At 65.9% G+C, this 23,524-nt stretch carries 23 protein-coding genes; 12 read left to right on the forward strand and 11 right to left on the reverse strand.

Annotated features, from left to right (window positions below; translation table 11 throughout):
* The first annotated feature begins 4 nt into the window (after positions 1–4).
* A complete protein-coding gene (locus IT549_RS11010) occupies positions 5–997 on the forward strand; it encodes a DUF4424 family protein (protein WP_292973083.1) in 993 nt (330 codons plus the stop codon).
* Here the strand turns inward: IT549_RS11010 and metH are convergent, their stop codons facing one another.
* From metH to IT549_RS11035, 5 genes are read right to left on the reverse strand one after another with little or no spacing between them, the layout of a single operon-like run.
* Positions 998–3,601, reverse strand: coding sequence for a methionine synthase (gene metH, locus IT549_RS11015; RefSeq protein ID WP_292973085.1), 2,604 nt, complete (start codon positions 3,599–3,601; stop codon positions 998–1,000).
* Positions 3,598–4,131: a GNAT family N-acetyltransferase gene (locus IT549_RS11020; protein WP_292973087.1), complete on the reverse strand. Its 534-nt coding sequence runs from the start codon at positions 4,129–4,131 to the stop codon at positions 3,598–3,600. The genes metH and IT549_RS11020 overlap by 4 nt, the downstream gene beginning before the upstream one ends.
* The gene (locus IT549_RS11025; protein ID WP_292973089.1) at positions 4,131–5,177 is read right to left on the reverse strand and encodes a homocysteine S-methyltransferase family protein; all 1,047 of its coding nucleotides are present in this window, start codon (positions 5,175–5,177) and stop codon (positions 4,131–4,133) included. The genes IT549_RS11020 and IT549_RS11025 overlap by 1 nt, the downstream gene beginning before the upstream one ends.
* Positions 5,177–6,103 carry a methylenetetrahydrofolate reductase [NAD(P)H] gene (gene metF, locus IT549_RS11030; protein WP_292973091.1) on the reverse strand — a complete coding sequence of 309 codons (927 nt, stop codon included), beginning with the start codon at positions 6,101–6,103 and terminating at the stop codon, positions 5,177–5,179. Before metF ends, IT549_RS11025 begins: the two co-directional genes overlap by 1 nt.
* Positions 6,103–7,092 carry a metalloregulator ArsR/SmtB family transcription factor gene (locus IT549_RS11035; RefSeq protein ID WP_292973093.1) on the reverse strand — a complete coding sequence of 330 codons (990 nt, stop codon included), beginning with the start codon at positions 7,090–7,092 and terminating at the stop codon, positions 6,103–6,105. The genes metF and IT549_RS11035 overlap by 1 nt, the downstream gene beginning before the upstream one ends.
* 167 nt (positions 7,093–7,259) lie before the next feature.
* Here IT549_RS11035 and IT549_RS11040 point away from each other — a divergent pair, with 167 nt between their 5' ends.
* From IT549_RS11040 to IT549_RS11070, 7 genes are all read left to right on the forward strand, one after another.
* Complete coding sequence (locus IT549_RS11040) at positions 7,260–7,484, forward strand: hypothetical protein (protein ID WP_292973095.1); 225 nt, start codon at positions 7,260–7,262, stop codon at positions 7,482–7,484.
* A gap of 79 nt (positions 7,485–7,563) precedes the next feature.
* Entirely contained in the window at positions 7,564–7,773 is a 210-nt protein-coding gene (locus tag IT549_RS11045) for a hypothetical protein (RefSeq protein ID WP_292973097.1), read from the forward strand.
* A gap of 70 nt (positions 7,774–7,843) precedes the next feature.
* A complete protein-coding gene (locus IT549_RS11050; protein WP_292973142.1) occupies positions 7,844–8,752 on the forward strand; it encodes an SDR family NAD(P)-dependent oxidoreductase in 909 nt (302 codons plus the stop codon).
* Between the two features lie 13 nt (positions 8,753–8,765).
* The gene (locus IT549_RS11055; RefSeq protein WP_292973099.1) at positions 8,766–9,941 is read left to right on the forward strand and encodes an acyl-CoA dehydrogenase family protein; all 1,176 of its coding nucleotides are present in this window, start codon (positions 8,766–8,768) and stop codon (positions 9,939–9,941) included.
* 133 nt (positions 9,942–10,074) lie between these two features.
* Positions 10,075–11,307 carry a CoA transferase gene (locus IT549_RS11060; RefSeq protein WP_292973101.1) on the forward strand — a complete coding sequence of 411 codons (1,233 nt, stop codon included), beginning with the start codon at positions 10,075–10,077 and terminating at the stop codon, positions 11,305–11,307.
* On the forward strand, positions 11,304–12,518 hold the full coding sequence (locus IT549_RS11065) for an acetyl-CoA C-acetyltransferase (protein WP_292973103.1): 1,215 nt from the start codon (positions 11,304–11,306) through the stop codon (positions 12,516–12,518). The genes IT549_RS11060 and IT549_RS11065 overlap by 4 nt, the downstream gene beginning before the upstream one ends.
* Positions 12,515–14,095: an acyl-CoA dehydrogenase family protein gene (locus IT549_RS11070; protein WP_292973105.1), complete on the forward strand. Its 1,581-nt coding sequence runs from the start codon at positions 12,515–12,517 to the stop codon at positions 14,093–14,095. The genes IT549_RS11065 and IT549_RS11070 overlap by 4 nt, the downstream gene beginning before the upstream one ends.
* 171 nt (positions 14,096–14,266) lie before the next feature.
* Here IT549_RS11070 and IT549_RS11075 read toward each other — a convergent pair whose 3' ends face one another.
* Both IT549_RS11075 and lipB read right to left on the reverse strand, forming a co-directional pair.
* Positions 14,267–14,560 (reverse strand): hypothetical protein, encoded by a 294-nt coding sequence (locus IT549_RS11075; protein ID WP_292973107.1) that lies wholly within the window; start codon positions 14,558–14,560, stop codon positions 14,267–14,269.
* Positions 14,560–15,234: a lipoyl(octanoyl) transferase LipB gene (gene lipB, locus IT549_RS11080; RefSeq protein ID WP_292973109.1), complete on the reverse strand. Its 675-nt coding sequence runs from the start codon at positions 15,232–15,234 to the stop codon at positions 14,560–14,562. Before lipB ends, IT549_RS11075 begins: the two co-directional genes overlap by 1 nt.
* Positions 15,235–15,277: 43 nt before the next feature.
* Between lipB and IT549_RS11085 the strand changes: the two genes are divergently transcribed.
* Together IT549_RS11085 and IT549_RS11090 are read left to right on the forward strand one after the other, a co-directional pair.
* Positions 15,278–16,114 (forward strand): hypothetical protein, encoded by an 837-nt coding sequence (locus tag IT549_RS11085; RefSeq protein ID WP_292973111.1) that lies wholly within the window; start codon positions 15,278–15,280, stop codon positions 16,112–16,114.
* A 45-nt stretch (positions 16,115–16,159) separates the two neighbouring features.
* Positions 16,160–16,999: a hypothetical protein gene (locus IT549_RS11090; protein ID WP_292973112.1), complete on the forward strand. Its 840-nt coding sequence runs from the start codon at positions 16,160–16,162 to the stop codon at positions 16,997–16,999.
* A 29-nt stretch (positions 17,000–17,028) separates the two neighbouring features.
* Here IT549_RS11090 and IT549_RS11095 read toward each other — a convergent pair whose 3' ends face one another.
* Positions 17,029–17,655 (reverse strand): methyltransferase domain-containing protein, encoded by a 627-nt coding sequence (locus IT549_RS11095; RefSeq protein WP_292973114.1) that lies wholly within the window; start codon positions 17,653–17,655, stop codon positions 17,029–17,031.
* A 96-nt stretch (positions 17,656–17,751) separates the two neighbouring features.
* Between IT549_RS11095 and IT549_RS11100 the strand changes: the two genes are divergently transcribed.
* Complete coding sequence (locus tag IT549_RS11100) at positions 17,752–19,107, forward strand: MFS transporter (RefSeq protein ID WP_292973116.1); 1,356 nt, start codon at positions 17,752–17,754, stop codon at positions 19,105–19,107.
* On the opposite strand, the gene IT549_RS11105 is transcribed toward IT549_RS11100, so the two are convergent.
* Entirely contained in the window at positions 19,104–19,448 is a 345-nt protein-coding gene (locus IT549_RS11105; RefSeq protein WP_292973118.1) for an arsenate reductase family protein, read from the reverse strand. The two genes, IT549_RS11100 and IT549_RS11105, sit on opposite strands and share 4 nt — an antisense overlap.
* Before the next feature lie 138 nt (positions 19,449–19,586).
* On the opposite strand from IT549_RS11105, the gene IT549_RS11110 reads away from it, so the two are divergent.
* Positions 19,587–21,689 carry a TonB-dependent siderophore receptor gene (locus IT549_RS11110; protein ID WP_292973120.1) on the forward strand — a complete coding sequence of 701 codons (2,103 nt, stop codon included), beginning with the start codon at positions 19,587–19,589 and terminating at the stop codon, positions 21,687–21,689.
* 12 nt (positions 21,690–21,701) lie between these two features.
* Here IT549_RS11110 and IT549_RS11115 read toward each other — a convergent pair whose 3' ends face one another.
* Positions 21,702–22,982: an NADH:flavin oxidoreductase/NADH oxidase family protein gene (locus IT549_RS11115; protein ID WP_292973122.1), complete on the reverse strand. Its 1,281-nt coding sequence runs from the start codon at positions 22,980–22,982 to the stop codon at positions 21,702–21,704.
* Positions 22,979–23,521 carry a (2Fe-2S)-binding protein gene (locus IT549_RS11120; RefSeq protein WP_292973124.1) on the reverse strand — a complete coding sequence of 181 codons (543 nt, stop codon included), beginning with the start codon at positions 23,519–23,521 and terminating at the stop codon, positions 22,979–22,981. The genes IT549_RS11115 and IT549_RS11120 overlap by 4 nt, the downstream gene beginning before the upstream one ends.
* Positions 23,522–23,524: the final 3 nt, after the last annotated feature.

The raw sequence follows: 23,524 nt of genomic DNA on the forward strand, positions 1-23,524 counted from the left end.
AGCCATGCGCAAGACCGCCCTGCTCGCCGCCCTGTCCCTCACGCTCGCCGCCCCGGCGCTGGGCAACGACAGCGAGGCCGCGGTCAGTCTGGGCGGGATCGAACTGGTCGCCAACAGCGCGATCAGCATGGATTCGGAAGACCTCTACATCTCCAAGGACGAGGTGCGGGTCCGCTATCGCTATACCAATCATTCGGCCAAAGACCTTGAGCTGACCGTCTCGTTCCCGCTGCCCGCGCTGAAGGCCGATGACGAGGCGGTCTATGGCGACGAATCCGTGCGCGATTTCAGCACGCTGGAATTCCATACCGCGGTTGATGGCAAGCCGGTCAAGTTCCAGGTGCTGAAGCGCGCCGAACTGAAGGGCAAGGACGTCACCCAGCGCCTGGCCCAACTCGGCTGGCCGCTCGAATGGATCACCGGCACCGGTGAAACTCCGGCCTTCGTCAGGAAGCTCCCCATGGCCGAACGCCAGGCCCGCCTGGCCGAAGGGCTGCTGCGCAAGACCGCGAATGGCGACTGGTTCCCGACCTGGGACGTGGTCACCCACGTCACCCGCAAGCAAGTCTTCCCGGCTGGCAAGACGGTGGAAGTGACGCACCGCTATGCCCCCTTGATCGGCGGATCGGTGGCGGGCGGGCTCGAACCCTCGCTGCGCGCCCAATATCCGGGGCATGTCAAAGAATACTGCGTCGACAAGAGCTTCCTGGCCGCATTCGACCGCAAGTGGGCAGCCCGCCAGAACGATCCGGACGCGGTGATGGCCTACAGCGAAACCTGGATCGGCTATGTCCTCTCATCGGGGCGCAACTGGCGCGGGCCGATCAAGCAGTTCCGCCTGGTGGTGGACAAGGGCAAGCCCGACAACATGGTCAGCTTCTGCATGGACGGGGTGAAGAAGATCTCCCCCACCCAGTTCGAAGTGCGCAAGACCAATTTCGAACCCAAGGGCGATCTGAACGTGCTGATCGTCACCTGGCCCCGTTCGACCGACTGATCAATCGAGGTTTGGCCGCAGCCAGCGTTCCGCCGTCGCCACATCCACCGCGCACCGCGCTGCATAGTCTTCCAGCTGATCGCGGCCGATCCGGGCGACGCCGAAGTACGCGCTTTCGGGGTGAGCGAAGTAGAAGCCTGAGACTGCCGCGGTGGGCAGCATGGCCTGGCTTTCGGTCAGCGTGATTCCTGCATTCTCGCCCGCCTTCAGCAGGTCGAACAGGATCGGCTTGAGGCTGTGGTCGGGGCAGGCCGGATAGCCCGGCGCGGGGCGGATGCCGCGGTACTCTTCCTTGATCAGCGCCGCGTTGGTCAGCTGTTCGCCTGGGGCATAGCCCCACAGCGTGGTCCGTACATGCTGGTGCAGGCGTTCGGCGAAGGCTTCGGCAAAGCGGTCAGCCAGCGCCTTGAGCAGGATATCCGAATAGTCATCGTGCTGGCTGCGGAAGCGTTCGAGGTGCGGTTCGATCCCGTGGATCCCGACCGCAAAACCGCCGATCCAGTCACCATCGGGATCGATGAAATCGGCCAGGCAATAGTTCGCCCGGTCGCGGCTCTTGCGGATCTGCTGGCGCAGGAACGGGATGCGCTGGTGGCGTTCTTCCTCGGCCAGGTAGATCTCGACATCGTCGCCATCGCGGGCGCAGGGCCAGAAGCCCGCGACACCGCGCGCGGTCAGCCACTTCTCGCCGACGATCCTGTCGAGCATCGCCAGGGCATCGGCGTGCAGCGCGCTGGCGCTTTCGCCAACCACCGGGTCCGACAGGACCGCGGGATAGGTGCCGGCCAGTTCCCAGGCGCGGAAGAACGGGGTCCAGTCGAAGGTCTCGACCAGGTCGGCCAGGTCCCAGTCGGCAAAGACATGCAGCCCCGGCTGTTCGGGCGGGGGCGCCTTGTCGCTCATATCGGCTCTGAACATGTTCGCGCGGGCGTCTTCCAGGCTCAGCAGGATCGAGGGATCCTTGCCGGCGCGGACATCGCGGATGTGCTGGTATTCGCTGGCCGTGGCGGCAATGAACGGCTGTGCCTGGGTGTCCGAGAGCAGCTGGCTGGCCACGCCAACCGCGCGGCTGGCATCAAGCACGTGGATCACCGGCCCGTCATAGGCCGGATCGATCCTGAGCGCGGTGTGGACCTTGCTGGTGGTTGCCCCGCCGATCAGCAGCGGGATGGTAAAGCCGGCGCGCTGCATTTCCTCGGCGACGGTCACCATCTCATCCAGGCTGGGGGTGATCAGGCCGGACAGGCCGATGATGTCCGCCTCTTCGGCCTTCGCCACCTCAAGGATCTTCGACCAGGGGACCATCACCCCAAGGTCAATCACTTCGTAGCCGTTGCACTGCAGCACGACGCCGACGATGTTCTTGCCGATATCGTGAACGTCGCCCTTGACCGTGGCCATCACGATCTTGCCCTTGGCCTTCGCGCCGGCTTCCTTCTGGGCCTCGATGAAGGGGATCAGGTGCGCCACCGCCTTCTTCATCACCCGCGCGCTCTTGACCACTTGCGGCAGGAACATCTTGCCCGCGCCGAACAGGTCACCCACGGTGTTCATCCCGGCCATCAGCGGGCCTTCGATCACCTCGATCGGGCGGGCGTGCTGCAGCCGCGCTTCTTCGGTATCATCGACGATATGCGCGTCGATCCCCTTGACCAGCGCGTGTTCCAGCCGCCGGACAACGTCCCAGCCGCGCCATTCCTCGGCTTCCTTTTCGGCCTTGGCATCGGTGCCCTTGAAGCTTTCGGCGATCGCGATCAGCCGTTCGGTCGCGCCGGGATCCCGGCACAGGATCACATCCTCGCAGGCATCGCGCAGCACCGGGTCGATCGTATCGTAGATGTCGATCTGCCCGGCATTGACGATCGCCATGTCAAGCCCGGCCTGGATCGCGTGGTAGAGGAACACCGAATGCATCGCCCGGCGCACCGGCTCGTTACCGCGGAAGCTGAACGACAGGTTCGACAGCCCGCCCGAGCAATGGACATGCGGGCAGCGCGCCTTGATCTCGGCCACCGCCTCGATGAAATCGAGGCCGTAACGGTCATGCTCCTCGATCCCGGTCGCCACCGCGAAGATGTTCGGATCGAAGATGATGTCCTCTGGCGGAAAGCCGATCCCGGTCAGCAGCTTGTAGGCGCGTTCGCAGATTTCGACCTTGCGGTCCCTGGTATCGGCCTGGCCCTTTTCGTCAAAGGCCATGACCACGACCGCCGCACCGTAATCCATGCATTTGCGGGCGTGTTCGAGGAACTGCTCCTCGCCTTCCTTCATCGAGATCGAGTTGACCACCGGCTTGCCCGACACGCATTTGAGGCCAGCCTCGATCACGTCCCATTTCGAGCTGTCGATCATTACCGGCACCCGGGCAATGTCGGGTTCGGCGGCGATCAGCTTCAAGAAGGTGGTCATGGCGTGGACCGCGTCGAGCAGGCCTTCGTCCATGTTGACGTCGATAACCTGCGCGCCGTTCTCAACCTGCTGGCGCGCGACCTCGACCGCCCTGGCATAGTCGCCCGCCAAGATCAGCTTCTTGAACGCGGCCGAGCCGGTCACATTGGTGCGTTCGCCGACATTGACGAAGCGGGCGGTCGATTGCGTAGTCATGCGGGGTCCAGCACCTTGGCGTAGATGAAATCGTCGTAGGTGGTCGCCCCGACGGTGAATGTGCGCGTGCCGGCAATGGCAAAGCCGTTCTTGCGGTAAAAGCCCTGCGCGCGTTCGTTGTCGCGGTTGACGCCCAGCAGCATGCGGGCATGGCCCTTGCTGGCGGCCAGCACCGTTTCGAACAGCGCCCGGGCAAGGCCCGTGCCCTGACAGCGGTCGAGCACGTAGATCCGCTTCAATTCGATATCTCCGGGCTGGGTGATTTCGAAATCAGGCACGGTCAGCATGGCAAAGCCCAGCGGTGCGCGCGTGCCATCGGCCTCGGCAATCCAGACCTGCGCGCCTTGGGCGAAGGCGGCCTCGAACCCGGCCTTGCTGTTGTAGCGTTCGGCATGGGCCAGCATGTCTTCGACGCTGGTGAGGCCAGCATAGGCTTCAAGGAAAGTCGCTTGCGCCACCATGGCCAGCGCCGCCGCATCGGCCGGGCCAGTCGGGCGGATCGTCCAGTTCAAGGCCCCGTGGATGCCCATCAGGCGGCCATCACGAAGGGTTCAAGGCCGGCAAGGCAGGTTTCGCTGCGGTGCGTCGGAATCGCGCGCGGCGGCAGCCCCTGTGCGGCCTTGGCAATCGCGGCGATATGCGCCGGGGTCGATCCGCAGCACCCGCCCAGCACGTTGACCAGGCCCTGCTCGGCCCATTCGCGCAGCATTGCCGCGGTCTGTTCGGGCAGTTCGTCATACTGGCCCAGCTCGTTGGGCAGGCCGGCATTGGGATAGACCATGATCGGGCAATCGGCGATCTGCGCCAGGGTGCGGACATGCGGGCGCAGCTGCGCGGCGCCAAAGCTGCAGTTGAGCCCCACCGTCAGTGGTTTCGCGTGGCGCAGCGCGTACCAGAACGCCTCGACCGTGTGGCCCGAAAGGTTGCGGCCCGACAGGTCGGTCAGCGTCATCGACAGCATCACCGGCACTTCGCGGCCCAGCTCGCGCTCCAGCAGCCGCACCGCCATCACCGCCGCCTTGCAGTTGAGCGTATCGAACACCGTTTCGACCAGGATGAAGTCCGATCCGCCTTCGACCAGCGCGCGCGACTGTTCGAGGTACACATCGACCAGGAAATCCCAGTCGATCTCTCGGTAACCCGGATCGTTGACATCGGGCGACAGCGACAGGGTCTTGTTGGTCGGCCCGACCGATCCGGCGACGAACCGCGGGCGCCCGTCGCGCGCCTCGAATTCATCGGCCACCGTGCGGGCCAGCCGCGCGCTGGCCACGTTGATCTCGCGCACCAGATGCTCGGCGCCATAGTCAGCCTGACTGATCCGGTTGGCCGAGAAGGTGTTGACCGAGGCGATATCGGCCCCGGCCTCGAAATAGGCACGGTGGATCCCGGCCGGCACGTCCGGGCGGGTCAGCGCCAGGATGTCGTTGTTGCCCTTCTGGTCATGGCTGAGGCCCAGCGATCCGGAATAGTCCGCCTCGGTCAGCCGCAGCGCCTGGATTTCGGTACCGAAGCCGCCGTCATTGATCAGGATCCGCTTGGCCGCTTCGGCCAGGAATTTTTCACGCGGGGTCATCAGACGCTCTCCTGGGGGCGCAGACCAAGCAGGTGGCAGATCGCATAGCTCAGCTCGGCCCGGTTAAGGGTGTAGAAGTGGAAATCACGCACGCCGCCCGCATAGAGCCGGCGGCAGAATTCGGCGCAGACCGTCGCGGCGACGAGTTGCCGCGCGGCGGGATGGGTGTCGAGCCCGGCGAACAGCCCCGCCATCCAGTCCGGAATCTTCGCCCCGCAGGCGGCGGCAAATTTGCGCGCCTGGGCAAAGTTCGAAACCGGCAGCACGCCCGCGATCACCGGCGCAGTGACGCCCGCCGCATCCAGCCGGTCGCGAAAACGGAAGAAGGTTTCGGGTTCGAAAAAGAACTGGGTGATCGCGCGGCTGGCCCCGGCATCAAGCTTGCGCTTGAGGTTGTCCAGATCGGCTTCGGCCGATGCGGCATCGGGGTGGACTTCGGGATAGGCCGCGACCGAAATCTCGAAAGGAGCCACCTCTTTAAGGCCCGCGACCAGCTCGGCGGCATTGGCATAGCCCTGCGGATGCGGACGGAACGGCACCCCCGGTGCGCCCATATCGCCGCGCAGGGCAACGATGTGGCGCACCCCGGCCTGCCAATAGCTTTCCGCCACTTCGCGGATCTCGGCCTTGCTGGCCTCTACGCAGGTGAGGTGCGCAGCGGCGGGCAGCCCGGCCTCCGCGATGATCCGCGCGACGGTATCGTGGGTGCGATCGCGGGTCGATCCGCCCGCGCCATAGGTAACCGAAACGAAGGCCGGATCAAGCGGAGCCAGCGTCTGCACCACTTCCCACAATTGCGCAGCCAGCGCATCGGTGCGCGGCGGGAAGAATTCGAACGAGACCGCGATATCGCCGGGCAGCCCCGCGAACAGCGGACCGTCGAGCGCGGTGCGGGCTTCGCGAAGGGCGTCGTAACCGCTGGCCATCATGCTGCTCCCTGTATGGCGGCGCTGTGCCGGACCGAAGCGCCGCTGCGGCTGCCGGTCCAGATCTTCACCGTCAACGGCTTGCCCGGCAGCGCGATCGGGGCTGCGGCCCGAAAGCCTGCCCCGGCCAGCAGGGCCAGCATCTGCTCGTCGGAAAAGCCCAGGCGGGCATGGGCGTGCTGGCTGCGCAGCTCTTCCCGGTCATGCGCAGCGAAATCGACCACCGCGATCGTCCCGCCCGCCGTCGTTACCCGCGCGGCTTCGGCCAGCACCTGCTCGGGCGCCTGGGCATAGTGCAGCACCTGGTGGAACACGACCGTATCGAAGCGCGCCTCGGCAAAGGGCAAGGCGGCGAAATCGCCCTGAACCAGATCCAGGCTTTCCGCCGGCAGGTTCTGCAGGCGGGCCCGCGCCAGGCGGAGCATTTCGGGGCTGTTGTCGAGCCCGGTGACGCTGGCCGCGCGCGGGCTGAGCAGTTCGGCGATCCGTCCGGTGCCGGTCCCGACATCGAGCAGTGCGCCCAGCCCGCCGCTGCCCAGCGCCTGCTGCAGCGCGGCCTCAACCGGGCCGTCGGCGCTGTGCAGGCTGCGGATTTCATCCCACTGGGCAGCGTGGCGGGCGAAATAGGCTGCCGCACTGGCTTCGCGGGTGGCGCGGATCGCGGCCAGGTGGCGGCGGTCTTCGCCGCAGCGCGCCGCGAACTGGGCATCGCCCTCTTCGGCCAGGGCCAGCAGCCGCGCGGCCGCGGCGCCCAGCGGCGGCGCGCGGTGTTCACCGATCGCGCTGCGCAGGAACACCCAGCTGCCTTCCTTGCGGCGTTCGGCCAGGCCCGCATCGCACAGGATCCGGACATGGCGCGAAACGCGGGGCTGGCTTTGGCCAAGGACCAGGGCCAATTCACCCACGGCCAGCTCCATCGCGGCCAGCAGGCGCATGATACGCAGCCGGGTGGGGTCAGCCAGTGCGCGCAGGGTGGGTTCGATCCGCATTGCGGTATCATATAAAGAAATCTTTATATCCAATCAACAGCGCATCGTGGATATGTCCGCAATGTTACATTTTGGGCGGTTGGCAGCCGATTTCAGGGCGTCTATTGTCTGCTGATGGGCGGCAATCGGGCCGCCGGGGCCGCACCGAATCGAAAGGGACCTGGACCATGAAGAAGTTCGCCGCCTTGGCTTTTGCAACCTCAGCCGCGCTGGCACTGGCCGCTTGCGGCAGCTCGGAAAGCGCCAAGGAAGAGGCACAGGCCGACAACGTCGAGATGCCGGCCGAAGAAGCGGTGCAGGATGTCGATGCCACCCCGGCCCCCGATGCTTCGGGTGCGGCTGGTGCCGAAGCGGCGAGCAGCCCGGCCGCCAGCCCCGCAGCCCAGCAGTAATCGCCGGCCTTCGGGCCTGAACAGGCGGGTGCGGCCACCGGCTCGCGCCCGCCTTTTCCTTTTGCACGGAGGCGCTATCATGTCGGCCATGCGCTCGCTCACCCTTGCCCTGTTGCTGCTGGCCTGTGCGGCCTGCTCGGATGGCAATCGCACCGCCGGCGGGGTCAGCGAAGGCGAGGCTGACGCGCTCGATCAGGCCGCGGAAATGCTCGACGGGCAGAACCCGCCGCCGGTTGCCCCCTCTGCCCAGCCCAGCCCTCAGCCAGCCGCGACCAAGCCCGCCGGTTGATTTTCGCGCGCGGCTTCGTAAGGCTGTTTTAAGCGAACGATTAAGCGGAAGGATTCGTCAGGCCATGGGCATGCTGGAAGGCAAGGTTGTCGCGGTTACCGGGGCAGGCCGCGGGGTAGGCCGCGAGATTGCGCTGCTCTGCGCGCAGCACGGCGCGGCGGTGGTGGTCAACGATCCCGGCGTGGGCGGCGGCGGCGAAGGCGGCGATGCCGGCCCGGCGCAGGACGTGGTCAACGAGATCGTGACCGCCGGGGGCAAGGCACATGCCAACCTGGCCTCGGTCGCCGATCCGGTTGGCGCAACCTCGATCATCGAGGACGCGGTCCAGCGCTTTGGCCGGATCGACGCGGTGGTCAACAACGCCGGGATCCTGCGCGATGCGATCTGGCACAAGCTGAGCTTCGAGGACTGGCGCGCGGTGATCGACGTCCACCTCAACGGCGCCTTCTATGTCTCGAAGGCCGCCACGCCCTATTTCCGCGAACAGCAATCGGGCAGCTTCATCCATTTCACCAGCACTTCGGGCCTGATCGGCAACATCGGGCAGGCCAACTACAGCGCGGCCAAGCTGGGGATCGTCGGCCTGTCGCAATCGATCGCGCTCGACATGGCCCGCGCCGGAGTGCGCTCCAACTGCATCGCGCCCTTCGCCTGGAGCCGGATGACCGCCTCGATCCCGGCCGAAACGCCCGAGCAGAAGGAACGGGTCGAACGGCTCAAGACGATGAGCGCCGACAAGATCGCCCCGCTGGTGGTCTATCTTGCCTCCGATGCTTCGCAGGATGTGACGAACCAGATCTTCTCGGTCCGCAAGAACGAGATCGTGCTCTACAACAAGCCGCGCCCGGTGCGTTCGATGACCAAGATCGAAGGCTGGACGCCCGAAGCCATCGCTGCCGAGCTGATCCCCAGTTTCAAACCCAGCATGGCGCGCGGCGACGAAGTTTCGGCCCACGTCTTCCCCTATGATCCGATCTGAGGAGCAAAGCGCCATGAACCCCGGAATGGATCCAGATACCTTCGAACAGTTCATCGACCAGCTGCGCCGTTACGTGCGTGAACGGTTGATCCCGGCGGAAGAGCAGGTCATCGCCGAGGACCGCATCCCCGACGATATCCTGGCCGAAATGCGCGACATGGGGCTGTTCGGGATCACCATCCCCGAAGAGTTCGGCGGCGCTGGCATGAACATCAGCCAGTACATCGAGACGGTGAAGCAGCTGAGCTATGCCTCGCCTGCCTACCGATCGACCATTTCGATCAACATCGGGATGACCGGATCGGCGATCAAGAATTTCGGCACCCCCGAACAGAAGGCCGAATGGTTGCCGCGCATTGCCAGCGGCGAGATCGCCTGTTTCGGGCTGACCGAGCCGGGCAGCGGATCGGACAGCGCGGCGATGCAGACCTCTGCCGTGCGCGATGGCAACGGCTACAAACTAAACGGCACCAAGCGCTACATCACCAACAGCCCGCATGCGAAGATCGGGCTGATCATGGCCCGTACATCGAAGGAAGCGCTGGCCAAGAACGCGCACGTTTCAGCCTTCATCGTCGATATGACCACGCCGGGGATCACCATCGGCAAGCCTGACAAGAAGATGGGCCAGTCGGGCGCGCATATCGCCGACGTGATCATGGAAGACGTTCACATTCCCGGCTCGGCACTGGTCGGCGGCGAGGAAGGGCGCGGGTTCCAGATCGCGATGCAGAGCCTCGACAACGGGCGGCTTTCAGTGGCCGGGATGAGCGTTGGGATGGGTCGCCGCGCGCTGGACACCGCGATCCGCTATGCCAGCGAACGCAAGGCCTTTGGCGAACCGATCGCCAATTTCCAGCTGATCCAGGCCATGCTGGCCGACAGCGAGGCAGAGCTTTACGCCGCCGAATGCATGGTTGCCGATGCCTGCGCCCGGGCCGATCGCGGCGAGAATATCCTGCGCAAGGCGGCAGCGGCCAAACTGTTCGCCTCGGAAGCCTGCGGCCGCGTGGTCGATCGCTGTGTCCAGGTCTATGGCGGGGCGGGCTATCTGGCCGAATATCCGGCCGAACGCTTCTTCCGCGATGCCCGGATCCTGAGGATTTACGAAGGCACCAGCCAGATCATGCAGTTGCAGATCGCCAAGCACCTGCTGCGCGAATTCGCCCGCGAAGGGGCGGTCTGGTGATCCTCCCCGGAACGGGGAGGTGGCAGGCCGCAGGCCTGACGGAGGGGACTCTCCTCCAGGCGCTGCACTTTGCGGCCAGTCCCCTCCACCACCGCTACGCGGCGGCCCCCCTCCCCGTGCCGGGGAGGAACTGATGTACGACCTCCTCTCCGGTCTGAAGATCATCGAGGTCTCCTCGTTCGTCGCCTCGCCCACCGCCGGGCTGTACTGCGCGCAGATGGGGGCCGAGGTGGTGCGGGTCGATCACAAGGCCGGGGGCCTCGATTACGACCGCTACATGATGACCCGCGAAGGCCGTTCGCTATCGTGGGAGAACCTCAACCGCGCCAAGAAGAGCGTCGCGCTTGATCTGCAGTGCGATGAAGGCCGCGAACTGCTGGCCGAACTGGTCCGCGCGACCGGACAGATGATCACCAACCTGCCGGTCAACAGCTTCCTGGCGCACGACAAGCTGGCAGAACGGCGGCCCGATCTGGTTTCGGTGCGGATCATGGGCTGGCACGACGGGCGCCAGGCGATGGATTTCACGGTCAACGCCGCCAGCGGCTATCCGCTGATGAACGGCCCCGAGGAGTGGGACCCGGCGACAGCCCCGCCGGTCAACCAGGTGCTGCCGGCCTGGGACTTCATCACCGGGGCCTATTGCGCCTTCGCCATGCTGGCTGGCCTTCGCCACCGCGATCAGACCGGCAAGGGCGCCGAAATGCGCGTACCGCTGGGCGATGTCGCGATCGGCACCGCTTTCAACGCCGGCGCGGCGCCCGAAATGCTCTATCGCGGCGCCGATCGCGAGCGGATCGGCAATGCCATCTGGGGCGCCTTCGGGCGCGATTTCCTGAGCCGCGATGGCCAGCGCTTCATGGTCGCTGCGTTGACGCCGAAGCAGTGGAAGGCGACGGTCGAGGCCTTCGGTCTGCTGGCCGAAGTGGCCGCGCTTGAAGCCGAACTGGGGGTCAGCTTCACCGCCAGCGATCACTTCCGCTTCGTCCACCGCCACCGCCTGTTCGCGCTGTTTCAGGAAGCGGCCGAGCAGTTCGACTATGCCGAACTGGCCGCGCGGCTGACCCGCGCCGGGGCGACCTTCGAGCGCTATCGCACCATGTTCGAAATGGCGCAGGACCCCGAGCTGGTTTCGGGCAACCCGCTGTTCGGCCCCTCGCCCGCCAATCCCAGCGGGTTCAGCTATCCCGCCACCCGCTCTTTCGCGAACATCCCCGGTGAGACCGTCGGCGATCCCCGGCCCGCGCCCTATCTGGGCGAACACAGCGAGCAGGTGCTGGCCGAACGGCTGGGGCTGGCCTCGGGCACGATTGCCAGCCTGATCGATCGCGGGATCGTCGGCACTTCAGACAAGGACACGAAATGACCCTACTGCGCCGCGCTGCCATTGTCGCCCCGATCCGCACCGCTGTCGGCAAGTTCGGCGGCAGCCTGGCCCCGCTGACCGCCGGACAACTGGGCGCAACGATCCTCAAGGCGTTGATGGAGCGCACGAAAATCGACCCGAACCGGGTCGACGATGTCGTCTTCAGCCAGGGCTATGGCAATGGCGAGGCGCCGTGTATCGGGCACTGGTCGTGGCTGCTGGCTGGCCTGCCCGAGCATGTTCCCGGCTACCAGCTCGACCGGCGCTGCGGATCGGGTCTGCAGGCAATCGTCAACGCGGCGATGATGGTGCAGACCGGGCACAGCGACGTGGTGGTCGCGGGTGGCTGCGAGAGCATGTCGAACGTAGAGCACTATACCACCGACGTACGCAAAGGGGTACGCGCCGGTAACCTGACGCTGCACGACCGGCTGACCCGCGGCCGGGTGATGAGCCAGCCGATCGAACGCTATGGCGTGATCAGCGGCATGATCGAAACCGCCGAGAATCTGGCGAAGGACTGGAACATCAGCCGTGAGGCCTGCGATGCCTACGCCGTGCGCAGCCACCAGCGCGCCGCCGCAGCCTGGGCCGAGGGCAAGTTCGCCGACGAGCTGGTTCCGGTTGAAATCCCGCAGAAGAAGGGTGACCCGATCGTGTTCGCGCATGACGAGGGCTATCGCGCCGATGCCTCGATGGAAACGCTCGGCAAACTGCGTCCGCTTGAAGGCGGGGTCGTGACCGCCGGCAATGCCAGCCAGCAGAACGATGCGGCGGCAGCCTGCCTGGTGGTGGCCGAAGACAAGCTCGACGAGCTGGGCCTTGAACCGATCGCCTGGTTCCATTCGTGGGCGGCGGCGGGTTGCGATCCCAGCCGGATGGGCTATGGCCCGGTCCCGGCGAGCGAGCGGCTGTTCGCCAGGAACGGCCTGTCGTGGAATGACATCGGCCTGATCGAGCTGAACGAGGCTTTCGCCCCGCAGGTGCTGGCCTGCCTGAAGGGCTGGGGCTGGTCTGACGATGACAGCCGCCACGACATGCTCAACGTCAACGGTTCGGGCATCTCGCTGGGCCATCCGATCGGGGCGACCGGCGGCCGGATCCTTGCCAACCTGACCCGCGAGATGCAGCGCCGCGACGTGAAGTACGGGCTTGAGACCATGTGCATCGGCGGCGGCCAGGGGATCGCCGCGGTGTTCGAAAAGGCATGAACATCGACCTGGGCCACGCGCTCGGCGCGGCGCAGGGCTATCGCGACCTTGCCCGGGCTGCGGCGGGGGCGATTGACCCGGCCCATCAGCGCGCACACCACGGCTTTGCCTGGATCGCCACCAGCGTTGCCGCGCTTGAAGCGGTGGTCGGCTGGCTGGAATCGAACCACGGCGGGACCGAGCTTGACCGCCAGGTAGCCCTGCTGGCCTTTGCCGAGACGCTGGGCCAGCTGACCGGCGGGCTGCCGATGGGCCAGAACGAACTGCTGCGCCCCGGCGACCTGGGTCTGGGCCAGACCGCGCGCGAACTGGCCCAGGCCTGCGCCGGGCTGGTCGAAGCCGATCTTGCGCCGGTGCGTGCTGCAGTTGCCAGGGCACTGGCCGAAGGTCAGTGGCCCAGCGAAAGCCTGCACGACGGCGAACTCGATACGATCCGCGAGCAATTCCGCCGCTTCACCGATGCCGAGATCCTGCCCCACGCCCACAAGTGGCACCTCGCCAACCAGCTGATCCCCGATGCGACCGTTGCGAAGATGGCCGAGCTGGGCACCTTCGGCGCGACCATTCCCGGCGCGTTTGGCGGGCTGGGTCTCAGCAAGCTGGTGATGTGCCTGATCACCGAGGAACTTTCACGCGGCTGGATCGGCGCGGGGTCGCTGGGTACCCGCAGCGAGATCGCGGGCGAGCTGATCGCGCATGGCGGCACGGCGGAGCAGCAGGCGCACTGGCTGCCCCGGATTGCCAGCGGCGCAATTTTGCCGACTGCGGTGTTTACCGAACCCGACGTCGGATCGGACCTTGGCTCGCTCCAGACCCGCGCCCGGCTTGAGGACGGCAACTGGGTGATCGACGGTGCCAAGACCTGGATCACCCACGCCAGCCGCAGCGATCTGATGACGCTGCTGTGCCGGACGCTGCCCGATGCCAAGGGCTATGCCGGCCTTTCCATGCTGCTGGTGCCCAAGCCGCGCGGAACCGAGGGCGATCCGTTCCCGGCCGAAGGCATGACCGGCAGCGAGATCGAGGTGCTGGGCTATCGCGGGATGCGCGAATATGCCCTGCAGTTCGATGGCCTGCGCGCGCCCGGCGATGCACTGCTGGGCGGCGAACAAGGCCAGGGCTTCAAGCAACTGATGCGCACCTTCGAAGCCGCCCGGATCCAGACTGCGGCGCGCGCGGTGGGGGTGGCGAAGCGCGCGCTGGAACTGGGGCTCGACTATGCCTTGCAGCGCAAGCAGTTCGGCAAGGCGCTGATCCAGTTCCCGCGCGTGGCCGACAAGCTGGCCGCCAGCCTGACCGACTTCGTGATGGCGCGCGAGCTGACCTATCTGGCCGCCCGCGCCAAGGATACCGGCAAGCGCTGCGATATCGAAGCCGGTATGGCCAAGCTGCTCGCCGCGCGCGCGGCCTGGTCAAACGCCGATGCCAGCCTGCAGGTCCACGGCGGCAACGGCTATGCCTTGGAGTTCGAGATCAGCCGCGTGCTGTGCGATGCCCGCATCCTCAACATCTTCGAGGGCGCGGCGGAAATCCAGGCGCAGGTGATTGCCCGCGGATTGCTGGAGGGGCGCAACTAGGGTTCGAATGGACCACCAAAGTCAGCTCATAGTGGAGACCCGTTCGTCCTGAGCTTGTCGAAGGACCGTTCTTTGTTGTGACGGCAACCGCAGAGGCACGAAGAACCGGGGCAGTGCTTCGACAAGCTCAGCACGAACGGGGAAGCGGGGCCGGCATTCCGTCCCAAGGAATTATTCCCCCGCAGCCTCATCCGCAGCAGGCGGAGCTTCTGCCGCAACCGGGGCTGATTCTTCGGCGGCACTATCAGCCTTCTTATCGGACTTCTTCGCATCGCCCTTGTCACCGCCTTCCGCCTTGGGCGCGAGCGGCGCCTGGCTCTTGACGGTATCGAGCGGCAGCATGGCATCGCTGACCGATCCCGGCAGCACTTCGCCCTGGGCCTTGCCGCCGGTTTCCTTGGCCTGTTCACCCTTGCAGGCGGCCAGCGCCAGCAGCGCGAGCATGATCGGGGCCAGGCTTTTCATCAGGCGGCATCCTTTCCGCAAGGGACCTCAAGCGCGGCAAGGAAATCGCCGGCACGAGCCAGCAATGCCCTATCCCACTGGTCGAAATCAATGGTGTGGCCGAGCCGGGCAAGGCTGGTTACCCCGAATTCCTCGATCCCGCAGGGCACGATCCCGCCGAAGTGCGACAGATCGGGCGCCAGGTTGACCGAGAAGCCGTGCATGGTCACCCAGCGGCGGATCCGCACGCCGATCGCGCCGATCTTGGCCTCGCGGCCGTCACTATCGCGGGTCCAGATCCCGACCCGGCCCGGTGCGCGCCAGCTTTCGACCCCGAAATCGGCCAGCGTGGCGATCACCCAGCCTTCCATTGCATGGACGAAACCGCGCACGTCGCGCGCCCGCCGTTTGAGATCGAGCAGCACATAACCGACCCGCTGACCCGGCCCGTGATAGGTATAGCGCCCGCCGCGCCCGGCCTCGACCACCTCGAACCTGGGATCGAGCAGTTCGTCGGCCGCCGCGCTGGTTCCGGCGGTATAGACCGGCGGATGTTCGAGCAGCCAGATCAGCTCGCGCGCGGTCCCTTCAGCGATTGCCGCATTGCGCGCGGTCATGTCATCGAGCGCCACGCGATAGGGCACCTGCGCCAGATCGCGGCGCAGTTCGATGTTCTGAGGCAGGGTCAATTCCATCGCACGATTGCGTGGCGACAAATGCTGTGGTTATCAAGGGGGCATGAGCACCAGCCCCAACCGTCCGCCCTTTGACAGCAACCGCGCCTGGAGCGACGCCGTCGCGATGGTCAGCGCCAATCGCGAAGTGCTGGCGGCCCTGGCCGGGGTGTTCCTGGTGGTTCCGGCGTTCGCCATCGCCACACTGCTGCCCCCGCCAGAGCCGCAGGACGGCGCGACAATGGAAGCCATGTTCGCGACGATGGGCGAATACTATCGCAGCAATATTCTGGTGCTGGTGGGCATGGCGCTGCTGCACATGATCGGGGGGCTGGCCATGTTGGCGCTGTTCACCGATGATCGCCGCCCGACCGTTGGGGAAGCGATCCGGCAAGGCTTTCAGCGCACCCCGACGGTGATTGCCGCGCAGCTGATTCTGGGCGCGGGGATCGGGGCGATGGTGCTGCTGCCGGTCACGCTGGGCGGCGCAGCCCAATCGCCGGGCTTTTCGCTGTTGGCGCTGCTGGCCGCGGCGGGCCTGGGGATCTGGGCATGGACCCGGCTATCGCTCATTTCGCCGGCGGTGATGGTCGAGCGGCTGGGCAATCCGATCGCGGCGATGAAGCGCTCGTGGTCGCTGACCGAGGGCAATGCCCTGCGTCTCCTGGCTTTTTATGTGCTGGTCGGGATCGCCTTTGGAGTTGTGGTGGTTCTGGCTGAAGGTGCCACCCGGCTGGTGGTTACCTTGCTGGCCGGCGATCGCCCGGGCGATATCGTGGGCCTGCTGGCTTCCAGCCTGATGCAGGCGGCGATGACGGTCTATTTCGTCGCAATCTCGGCGGCCGCTCATCGGCAGCTGGCCGGCCCTTCGACACAATCTGTAGTGGACAAGTTCGAATAGTGCGCGCACCTTCCCGCCACTGAAAAGTAACCAGAGGGGGATGCGATGAATTTCAGTGGGAGCCGGGCTCTTAGCGAAGGGCTTGAGATACTGAAAAGCCGCTTCGGCGTTCTGATCGCCACAGCGTTGATCTTCTATGTCGCGATGTTTGCGGTCATGGCCGTGTTCGGCGGCTCGCTGATGCAAGTGGCGATGATGGGCGCCGGCGGCGGCGATCCCAGCCAGGCCATGGCCGGAATGGGCCTGTCGCTGCTGCTGTTCTACGTGCTGCTCTATGCCGTGCAATTTGCCATGACGCTGGCCCTGATGCGGCTGTGTTCTGACCGTCATGCCCCCTCGATCGGCGATGCGATCGGAGCAGGCGTGCGCGGCGTGCCGACCCTGTTTGGCGCGGCAATCCTCATCGGGATCGTCGGGCTCGTGGTGGGCCTGATCCTGGGCGCGATCGTTGGTATCATCGTCGCCACGGCCAATTCGTCGGCAATCAGCCTGATCGTCGGACTGGGCTTCGCGGTTGGCGCGATCTATCTGTTCGCACGCATGTCGATGCTGGTCCCGGTGGTCGCGATCGATGAAGAGCGCAATCCGATCACTGCGATTTCGCGGTCCTGGCGGATGACCGATGGCGCAGCCCTGAAGATCGCCCTGGTCTATGGCGCCGCGATTGTCGCGATCATTGTCCTGATGTTCCTGATGGCGGGTCTGACGATCGGTGTTGGTGCCATGGGCGGCGGCGCGCCCAATCCGGCGGGCATTATCGGTTTCGTGATCGGCATGGTCGTGGTTGGCCTGACCGTGGGCCTTTACATGCAGACGCTGGTTGCAGCGATCCACCGTCAGCTGTCTGACAAGTCGGTCGAAACCGCCACCAAGACCTTTTCCTGATTCGCGGCCCGTTCCGGGGCTGGCGGGATCTATTCCTTCCAGCCCCAGAACAGCTTGCAGGGCAGCACGTTCAGCAGTTCGAAGCCGGCGTCGATATGCCGGAAATGGCGGGCCATGAAATCGCGCGCCTTGGCGCTGAACTGATAGACCAGAAAGGCCCCGCCTGGCCGCAGCACGCGGTGCGTGGCGGCGGCAATTGCCGGGCCAACGCCATCGGGCAGGGTCGAAAACGGCAGGCCTGACAGCACATAATCGGCATGCTGGTGCCCGTGGGCACGCACGATCTCCTCGACATCGGCAGCCGAACCCAGCACCGGCACGAACCGGCTGTCAGCGATCGTCGCCTTGAGATAGTCGATATAGAGCGGGTTGGTATCGATCACGATCAGCGTGCCATCGCGCGGCAGCCGTTCCAGCACCGGGCGGCAGAAGGTGCCGACCCCCGGACCATATTCGACGAACAGCTTGCATTCGTCCCATTTGACCGGCCCCAGCATCTTGGCAATCGTGAAGCGCGATGACGGGATGATCGATCCGACCATTACCGGATGTTCGATAAAGCCCTGCAGGAATACCCCCCACGGCCCCATGGCCCGCCTGATCCTCCGCTTGATCCGCTGGCCCAAACCCGGTTGGGCAAGATCGGTGCTGGTCATGAGAGATATTAGTCCTGCTTCTTCTATGAGGGGCCTGCCCTTCCCAAATTTGCTGGGCCATTGCAAGCGGAGAGCGACGGGACTAGCGGTGAAGCGATGGCCCGTAGCGATCTGCAACCCAATCCGGCCGAACCCGGCACCACCTCCAGCCTGCCCGGCTGGCGCGTGGCACTGCTGTTCACGGTGATGCTGGTGACTGCGGCGGGCAACACCGCGATGCAATCGGTGATGCCCTCGATCGGGACGGCGCTGAAGGTTCAGGATTTCTGGATCAGTCTGGCCTACACTTGGTCGGCGCTGCTGTGGATGCTGTGCGCGCCCTGGTGGGCCCGGCGCAGCGACCGGCGCGGGCGCAAGGCGATGATGGGGATCGGGCTGATGGGCTTCATCTTCAGCTTCGGGCTGTGCGGGCTATCGCTGTGGCTGGGTCTCAACGGCTGGCTGGGCAGCATTGCCACCTTGCTGATGTTCGCAGCCTGCCGCTCGCTCTACGGCGGGTTCGGATCGGCCGCGCCGCCGGCGGTTCAGGCCTATGTCGCCAGCCGCACCAGCCGCGAACAGCGCACCCAGGCGCTGTCGCTGATTTCGTCCAGCTTCGGGCTGGGCACGGTGATCGGCCCGGCGCTGGCGCCCTATTTTATCCTGCCCGGGCTGGGACTGGTTGGGCCCTTTGCGGCGTTTACCCTGATCGCCGTGGTTGTACTGGGCGCGCTGCGGGTCTGGCTGCCCGACGATACCCCGGCCTATGCCGCCCGCGGCGATGTGGTCGCTGCGCCGTTCAGCGCCAATTCGGATTCGCGGCCGCGCAACCGGTCGCATGATGGCGACGAGGCCGAAGCTCCCGGAGAGGTCGCCAAGATTTCCTGGTTCGACCAGCGGATGCGGCCGTGGCTGGTGGCCGGCTTGCTGGGCGGGCATGCCCAGGCGGCGGTGATGGGGATCGTCGGCTTCCTGGTGCTCGACCGGTTGGGCCTGCGGGCCGATCCCGGTGCGGGTGCGGGGCCAACCGGAATCGTGCTGATGGCCGGCGCGATCGCCACGCTGTTTGCCCAGTGGGGGGTCATCCCGACGCTGCATCTTGGTCCGCGCGCATCATGCCTGTCGGGCATTGCGATTGCCGCTGGCGGGACCGGCCTGCTTTCGGTGGCCGCCAACCTGCACGCGATTACCATCGCGGTGGCGCTGATCTCGCTGGGGTTCGGCCTGTTCCGGCCCGGTTTCACCGCCGGTGCCTCGCTCAGCGTCAGCCGCGCCGAACAGGGCCAGTCAGCTGGGATCGTCGCCTCGGTCAACGGCGCGGCCTATATCGTTGCCCCGGCGATCGGGGTCTGGCTCTATGGTCACAGCCCGTGGATCGGTTTCGCGGTAATCGAACTGCTGTGCGTGGCGGTGATCGTGCTGGGCCTCAAGGCCATGGCCCGCGACGACGAATTGCTGCACGCGCGCAGCTAGAGAATCTCCAGCACCACGTCCTGCGGACGGCACAGCCGCACGCCCTTGTCGGTTTCAACCAGCGGACGTTCGATCAGCTTCGGTTCGGCCGCCATCGCCGCCAGCACCTGGGCATCGCTGGCCTGGGGCAGGCCGCGTTCCTCGGCATCGGTGCCGCGCAGCCGCAGACCCTGCTGCGGAGTGATCCCGGCATCGCGATAAAGCTGCGCCAGCTTGTCCGCGCTGGGCGCATCGACCAGATATTCGATCACCGTCACGTCCACGCCGGGCGTTTCCTGCAGGATCGCCAGTGTCTTGCGCGATGTGCCGCAAGCCGGGTTGTGCCAGATCGTCGCTTTCATTGCCGGGTCCTTTGGCTGGAGTTGCAAGCGCGCGGTTAGCGGGAAATCGTGCGCCGGGCAAATTTGACCCTTGTCAATGCGAACGATTCGCATTAGCGGCAGACTCGTTATTGCGAATTATTATCAATAAGGCTCTACATGCTCCCCCTCGCGCGTTCTTCCAGCATTGCCCTCGCCGCGCTCGCCAGCGGGCTCTTGGCGCCGTCGCTGGCGCGCGCGGACGAAGCAGCTGACGCGATGGCCGACGAAGCCAACCTGGCGATAGTAGTGATGGGCCAACGCAGCCACGGCTTTGAAGTTGCGGGCACCAAGACCCCGACCCTGCTGCGCGATACCCCGCAAAGCGTGGTCACGCTGGAGCGTGATCGGATCGAAGACCAAGGGGTCGAACAGCTGGGCGAAGCGCTGCGCTATGTCCCCGGGGTCACCCTGGGCCAGGGCGAAGGCCACCGCGACCAGATCGTGATGCGCGGCCAGGCCAGCACCGCGGACTTCTTCCTCGATGGCCTGCGCGACGATGCGCAATACTATCGCCCGCTGTTCAACACCCAGCGGATCGAGGTGCTCAAGGGCGCCAATGCCCTGCTGTTCGGCCGCGGCGGCGGCGGCGGGGTGGTCAACCGGGTGTCGAAGCAGGCCGAACTGGGCATGACCCGCGGCGAAGCAGCCGGCGGGATTGACAGTCTGGGCGCCTGGTCGCTGGCCGGTGACGCCAACCTGGCGCTGGCGCCCGGCGCCGCGCTGCGGCTCAACGCCACTTACGAGCAGTTCGACAACGATCGCGATTTCTTTGGCGGGCACTTCATCGGCCTGGCCCCGACCCTGGGTTTCGAATTGGGCGCCGCGACCAAACTATCGCTGGCCTATGAATATGGCCGCGACGACCGTGTGATCGATCGCGGCCTACCTTCGCGCGGCGGGCGGCCGATCGCCGGGTTCGACCAGACGCTGTTCGGCAGCCCCACGCTGAACCACGGCACGGTCGATGCCCATTTCGGACGGATCCGGATCGAACATGAACTGGCTGATGGTCTGACGCTGGACGCGGCCGGGCAGTTTGCCAGCTATGACAAATACTACGCCAATGTCCTGCCCGCCTCGGCCGGGGCCAACACGGTCACACTGAGCGGCTATGACACTGCCAACACCCGCCGCAACTGGATCGGGCAGGCAAACCTGGTCTGGAAGGGCCAGACCGGCCCGATCGGCCACACCCTGCTGGCCGGCGTCGAGGCTGGCACCCAGTCTAGCACCGCACAGCGCCGCAACGTCCTGTTCGCCAATGGCGCAGGTACTTCGACCACCACCACGGTCTCGCTGGCGCCGCAGTTGGCCCTGCCGGCGCTGAGCTGGTCGGCCCCGGCGAGCGCCAGCCGCAGCCAGGTCGACAGCCTGTCATTCTACCTGCAGGACCAGGTCGAGCTGGCGCCATGGCTGCAGGTGATCGCCGGGGTGCGCCACGATCGCTTTTCGATCGATGCGACCAACCTGATCAACAATGCCCTGACCGGGCGCAGCGATGCCAAATGGTCGCCGCGGTTCGGGCTGGTGCTCAAGCCGCGCGAGAGCGTTTCGCTCTATGCCAGCTATGCCAAAAGCTTCCTGCCGCAGACCGGCGACCAGTTTTCGACGCTCGACCCGGCGCTGCAATCGCTTGAACCCGAACAGTTCCGCAATCTTGAGCTGGGCGCCAAGTGGGATATTTCGCCGCGCCTCAGCCTGACCCTCGCCGCCTTCCAGCTCGATCGCTCAAACTCCCGGGTGGCTGACCCGGCGAACCCGGGGTTCTGGGTGCTCACCGGCAAAAGCCGTGTGCATGGGCTGGAAGCGGCACTGGCCGGGCGGATCACTCCCGATTGGCAGGTCAGCCTTGGCTATACCTGGCAGGAAGGTGAGATCCGCTCGGCCACTTCGGCGGCCCCGGCCGGGCGCCAGCTCGACAAGCTGCCCCGCCACCAGGCCTCGGCCTGGACCCGTTATGACTTCACCGACAAGTTCGGACTGGGGCTGGGCGTGGTGCACCAGTCGGGCCAGTATGCCACGATCAGCAATGCGGTGTGGCTGCCCGGCTTCACCCGGATCGATGCGGCGGCCTATTACGACGTTTCAGACCGCTTCAGCCTGCAGCTCAATGTCGAGAACCTGGCCGACAGCCGCTATTACGCCAGCGCCCATACCGATAACAACATCCAGCCGGGCGACCCGCTGAACGTGAAGCTGACTGCAAAGGTGAAGTTCTAGGGTCAGGACCTATTAGCCGCGCCGTGCCTTGAGCCAGGCCTTGTGGGTCTTTTCGACCTCCAGCAATGAAGCAAAGACCGACTTGTCGAGTTCAGTCTGGCCGGTCCGGCCCAGGGCATAGATCTGGCAATAGAACCAGTATTGCACGGCAAAGCTGTCTGCCGCGCGCAGCGCCTTGATCTGGCGCAGGAAGCCCAGCCAGCCGGGGATCAGCGCCAGCGCCTTTTCCGGATCGGGTAGCCGATCCGCCCCGGCCAGCAGGCGCGCGGCACCATCGGGCTGGGCACACAATGGGCGGCCCAGGCCGATCACTTCGCCCGCGCCCTGGCGCAGCGCCTCTTCCATCGCCGTGCAGCTGCGAAAGCCGCCGGTGATCATCAGCGGCACCTTGACCGCATCCTTCATCGCCTTGGCGAAATCGACGAAATAGGCCTCGCGGGCCAGGGTCGAAGCCGCCACGTTGGGGGCTTCGGATGGCTCCATCCCCTCGATCCCCAGCAGCTTGGGCTGCTCGTAAGTGCCGCCCGAGATCTCGATCAGGTCAACTCCCTCGGCTTCAAGCCACTGGGCAACCTGCAGGCTGTCTTCAAAGGCAAAGCCGCCGCGCTGGAAATCGGCGCTGTTGAGCTTCACCGCCACGGCAAAGCCGGGCTTCACCGCCTTGCGGGTGGCGCGCACCACTTCGAGCAGGAACCGCGCGCGGTTTTCCAGGCTGCCGCCCCACTGGTCGGTGCGCTGGTTCGAACGCGGCGAGAGGAACTGCGAGATCAGATAGCCATGTGCGGCATGGACCTGCACGCCATCAAAGCCGCCTTCCTGGCAGATCGCGGCACCTTGCGCGAACCGGGCAACCAGATCTTCGATTTCCGCGCCGGTCAGCGCCTCGGGTTCACCGAACTGGCCGCCCGGCAGGCCCAGCTTGACCGCCGATGGCGCCTTGGGGTGCGGGTTGACCGGTTTCATCGTCTGGCGCCCGGCATGGCTGACCTGCGCCCAGAACTGCGCCCCGCCGGCCTTGGCCGCCGCGGTCCAGCGGCGCATGCCATCCAGCAGCGCGCCATCGTTCGGGCGATCGACGATCACGTTGCCGGGCCGTTCGAGATGATCGGCATCGATGTGGACATTGCCCGAAAGCAGCAAGCCGCAGCCGCCCTTGCCCCAGATGTCGTACAGCCGGTCAAGCTCGGGCGTGGGATTGCCCAGCGGATCGGCCAGCCCCTCGGTCATCGCCGCCTTGGCCAGCCGGTTGGACAGCCGCGCACCGCACGGCAGCGTCAGTTCGCTCTCGATCATTTGTTGTCCCCCTCCATCGCCGGCACCGCACGGGCCGCGTCCTGCGGCGTGATCCCGGGAGCGGGTGCCGCGCTGATCGTTTCAAGCCGCCGCATCACCCGGCCCGCCCGCATGATCGCGCGGGTCAGCCGCGGATAGACCCCGCAGCGGCACAGGTTCGGCACGGCGGCAGCGATGTCTTCGGGCGTCGGATCCGAATTGCGCGCCAGCAATGCTGCTGCGGCAATCGCGATGCCCGGCGTGCAGAACCCGCACTGGATCGCCTGTTCGGCCACCAGTGCCTGCTGCACCGGGTGCGAGCGATCGTTCGACAGCCCCTCGATCGTGGTCACCTGCCGCCCTTCGACCTCGGCCAGGGTCACCAGGCATGCGCGCAGCGCCTCGCCATCGACCAGCACCATGCAGGCCCCGCAATCACCCGATCCGCAGCCATATTTGGTGCCGGTCAGGTTGGCTGCATCGCGCAGCGCCCACAGCAAGGGGGTCTGCGGATCAAGCTTGAATTCGACGGCGCGGCCGTTGACGGTCAGGCGGGACATCCA

This window comes from Novosphingobium sp., from assembly GCF_020852455.1.
GTDB lineage: Bacteria > Pseudomonadota > Alphaproteobacteria > Sphingomonadales > Sphingomonadaceae > Novosphingobium.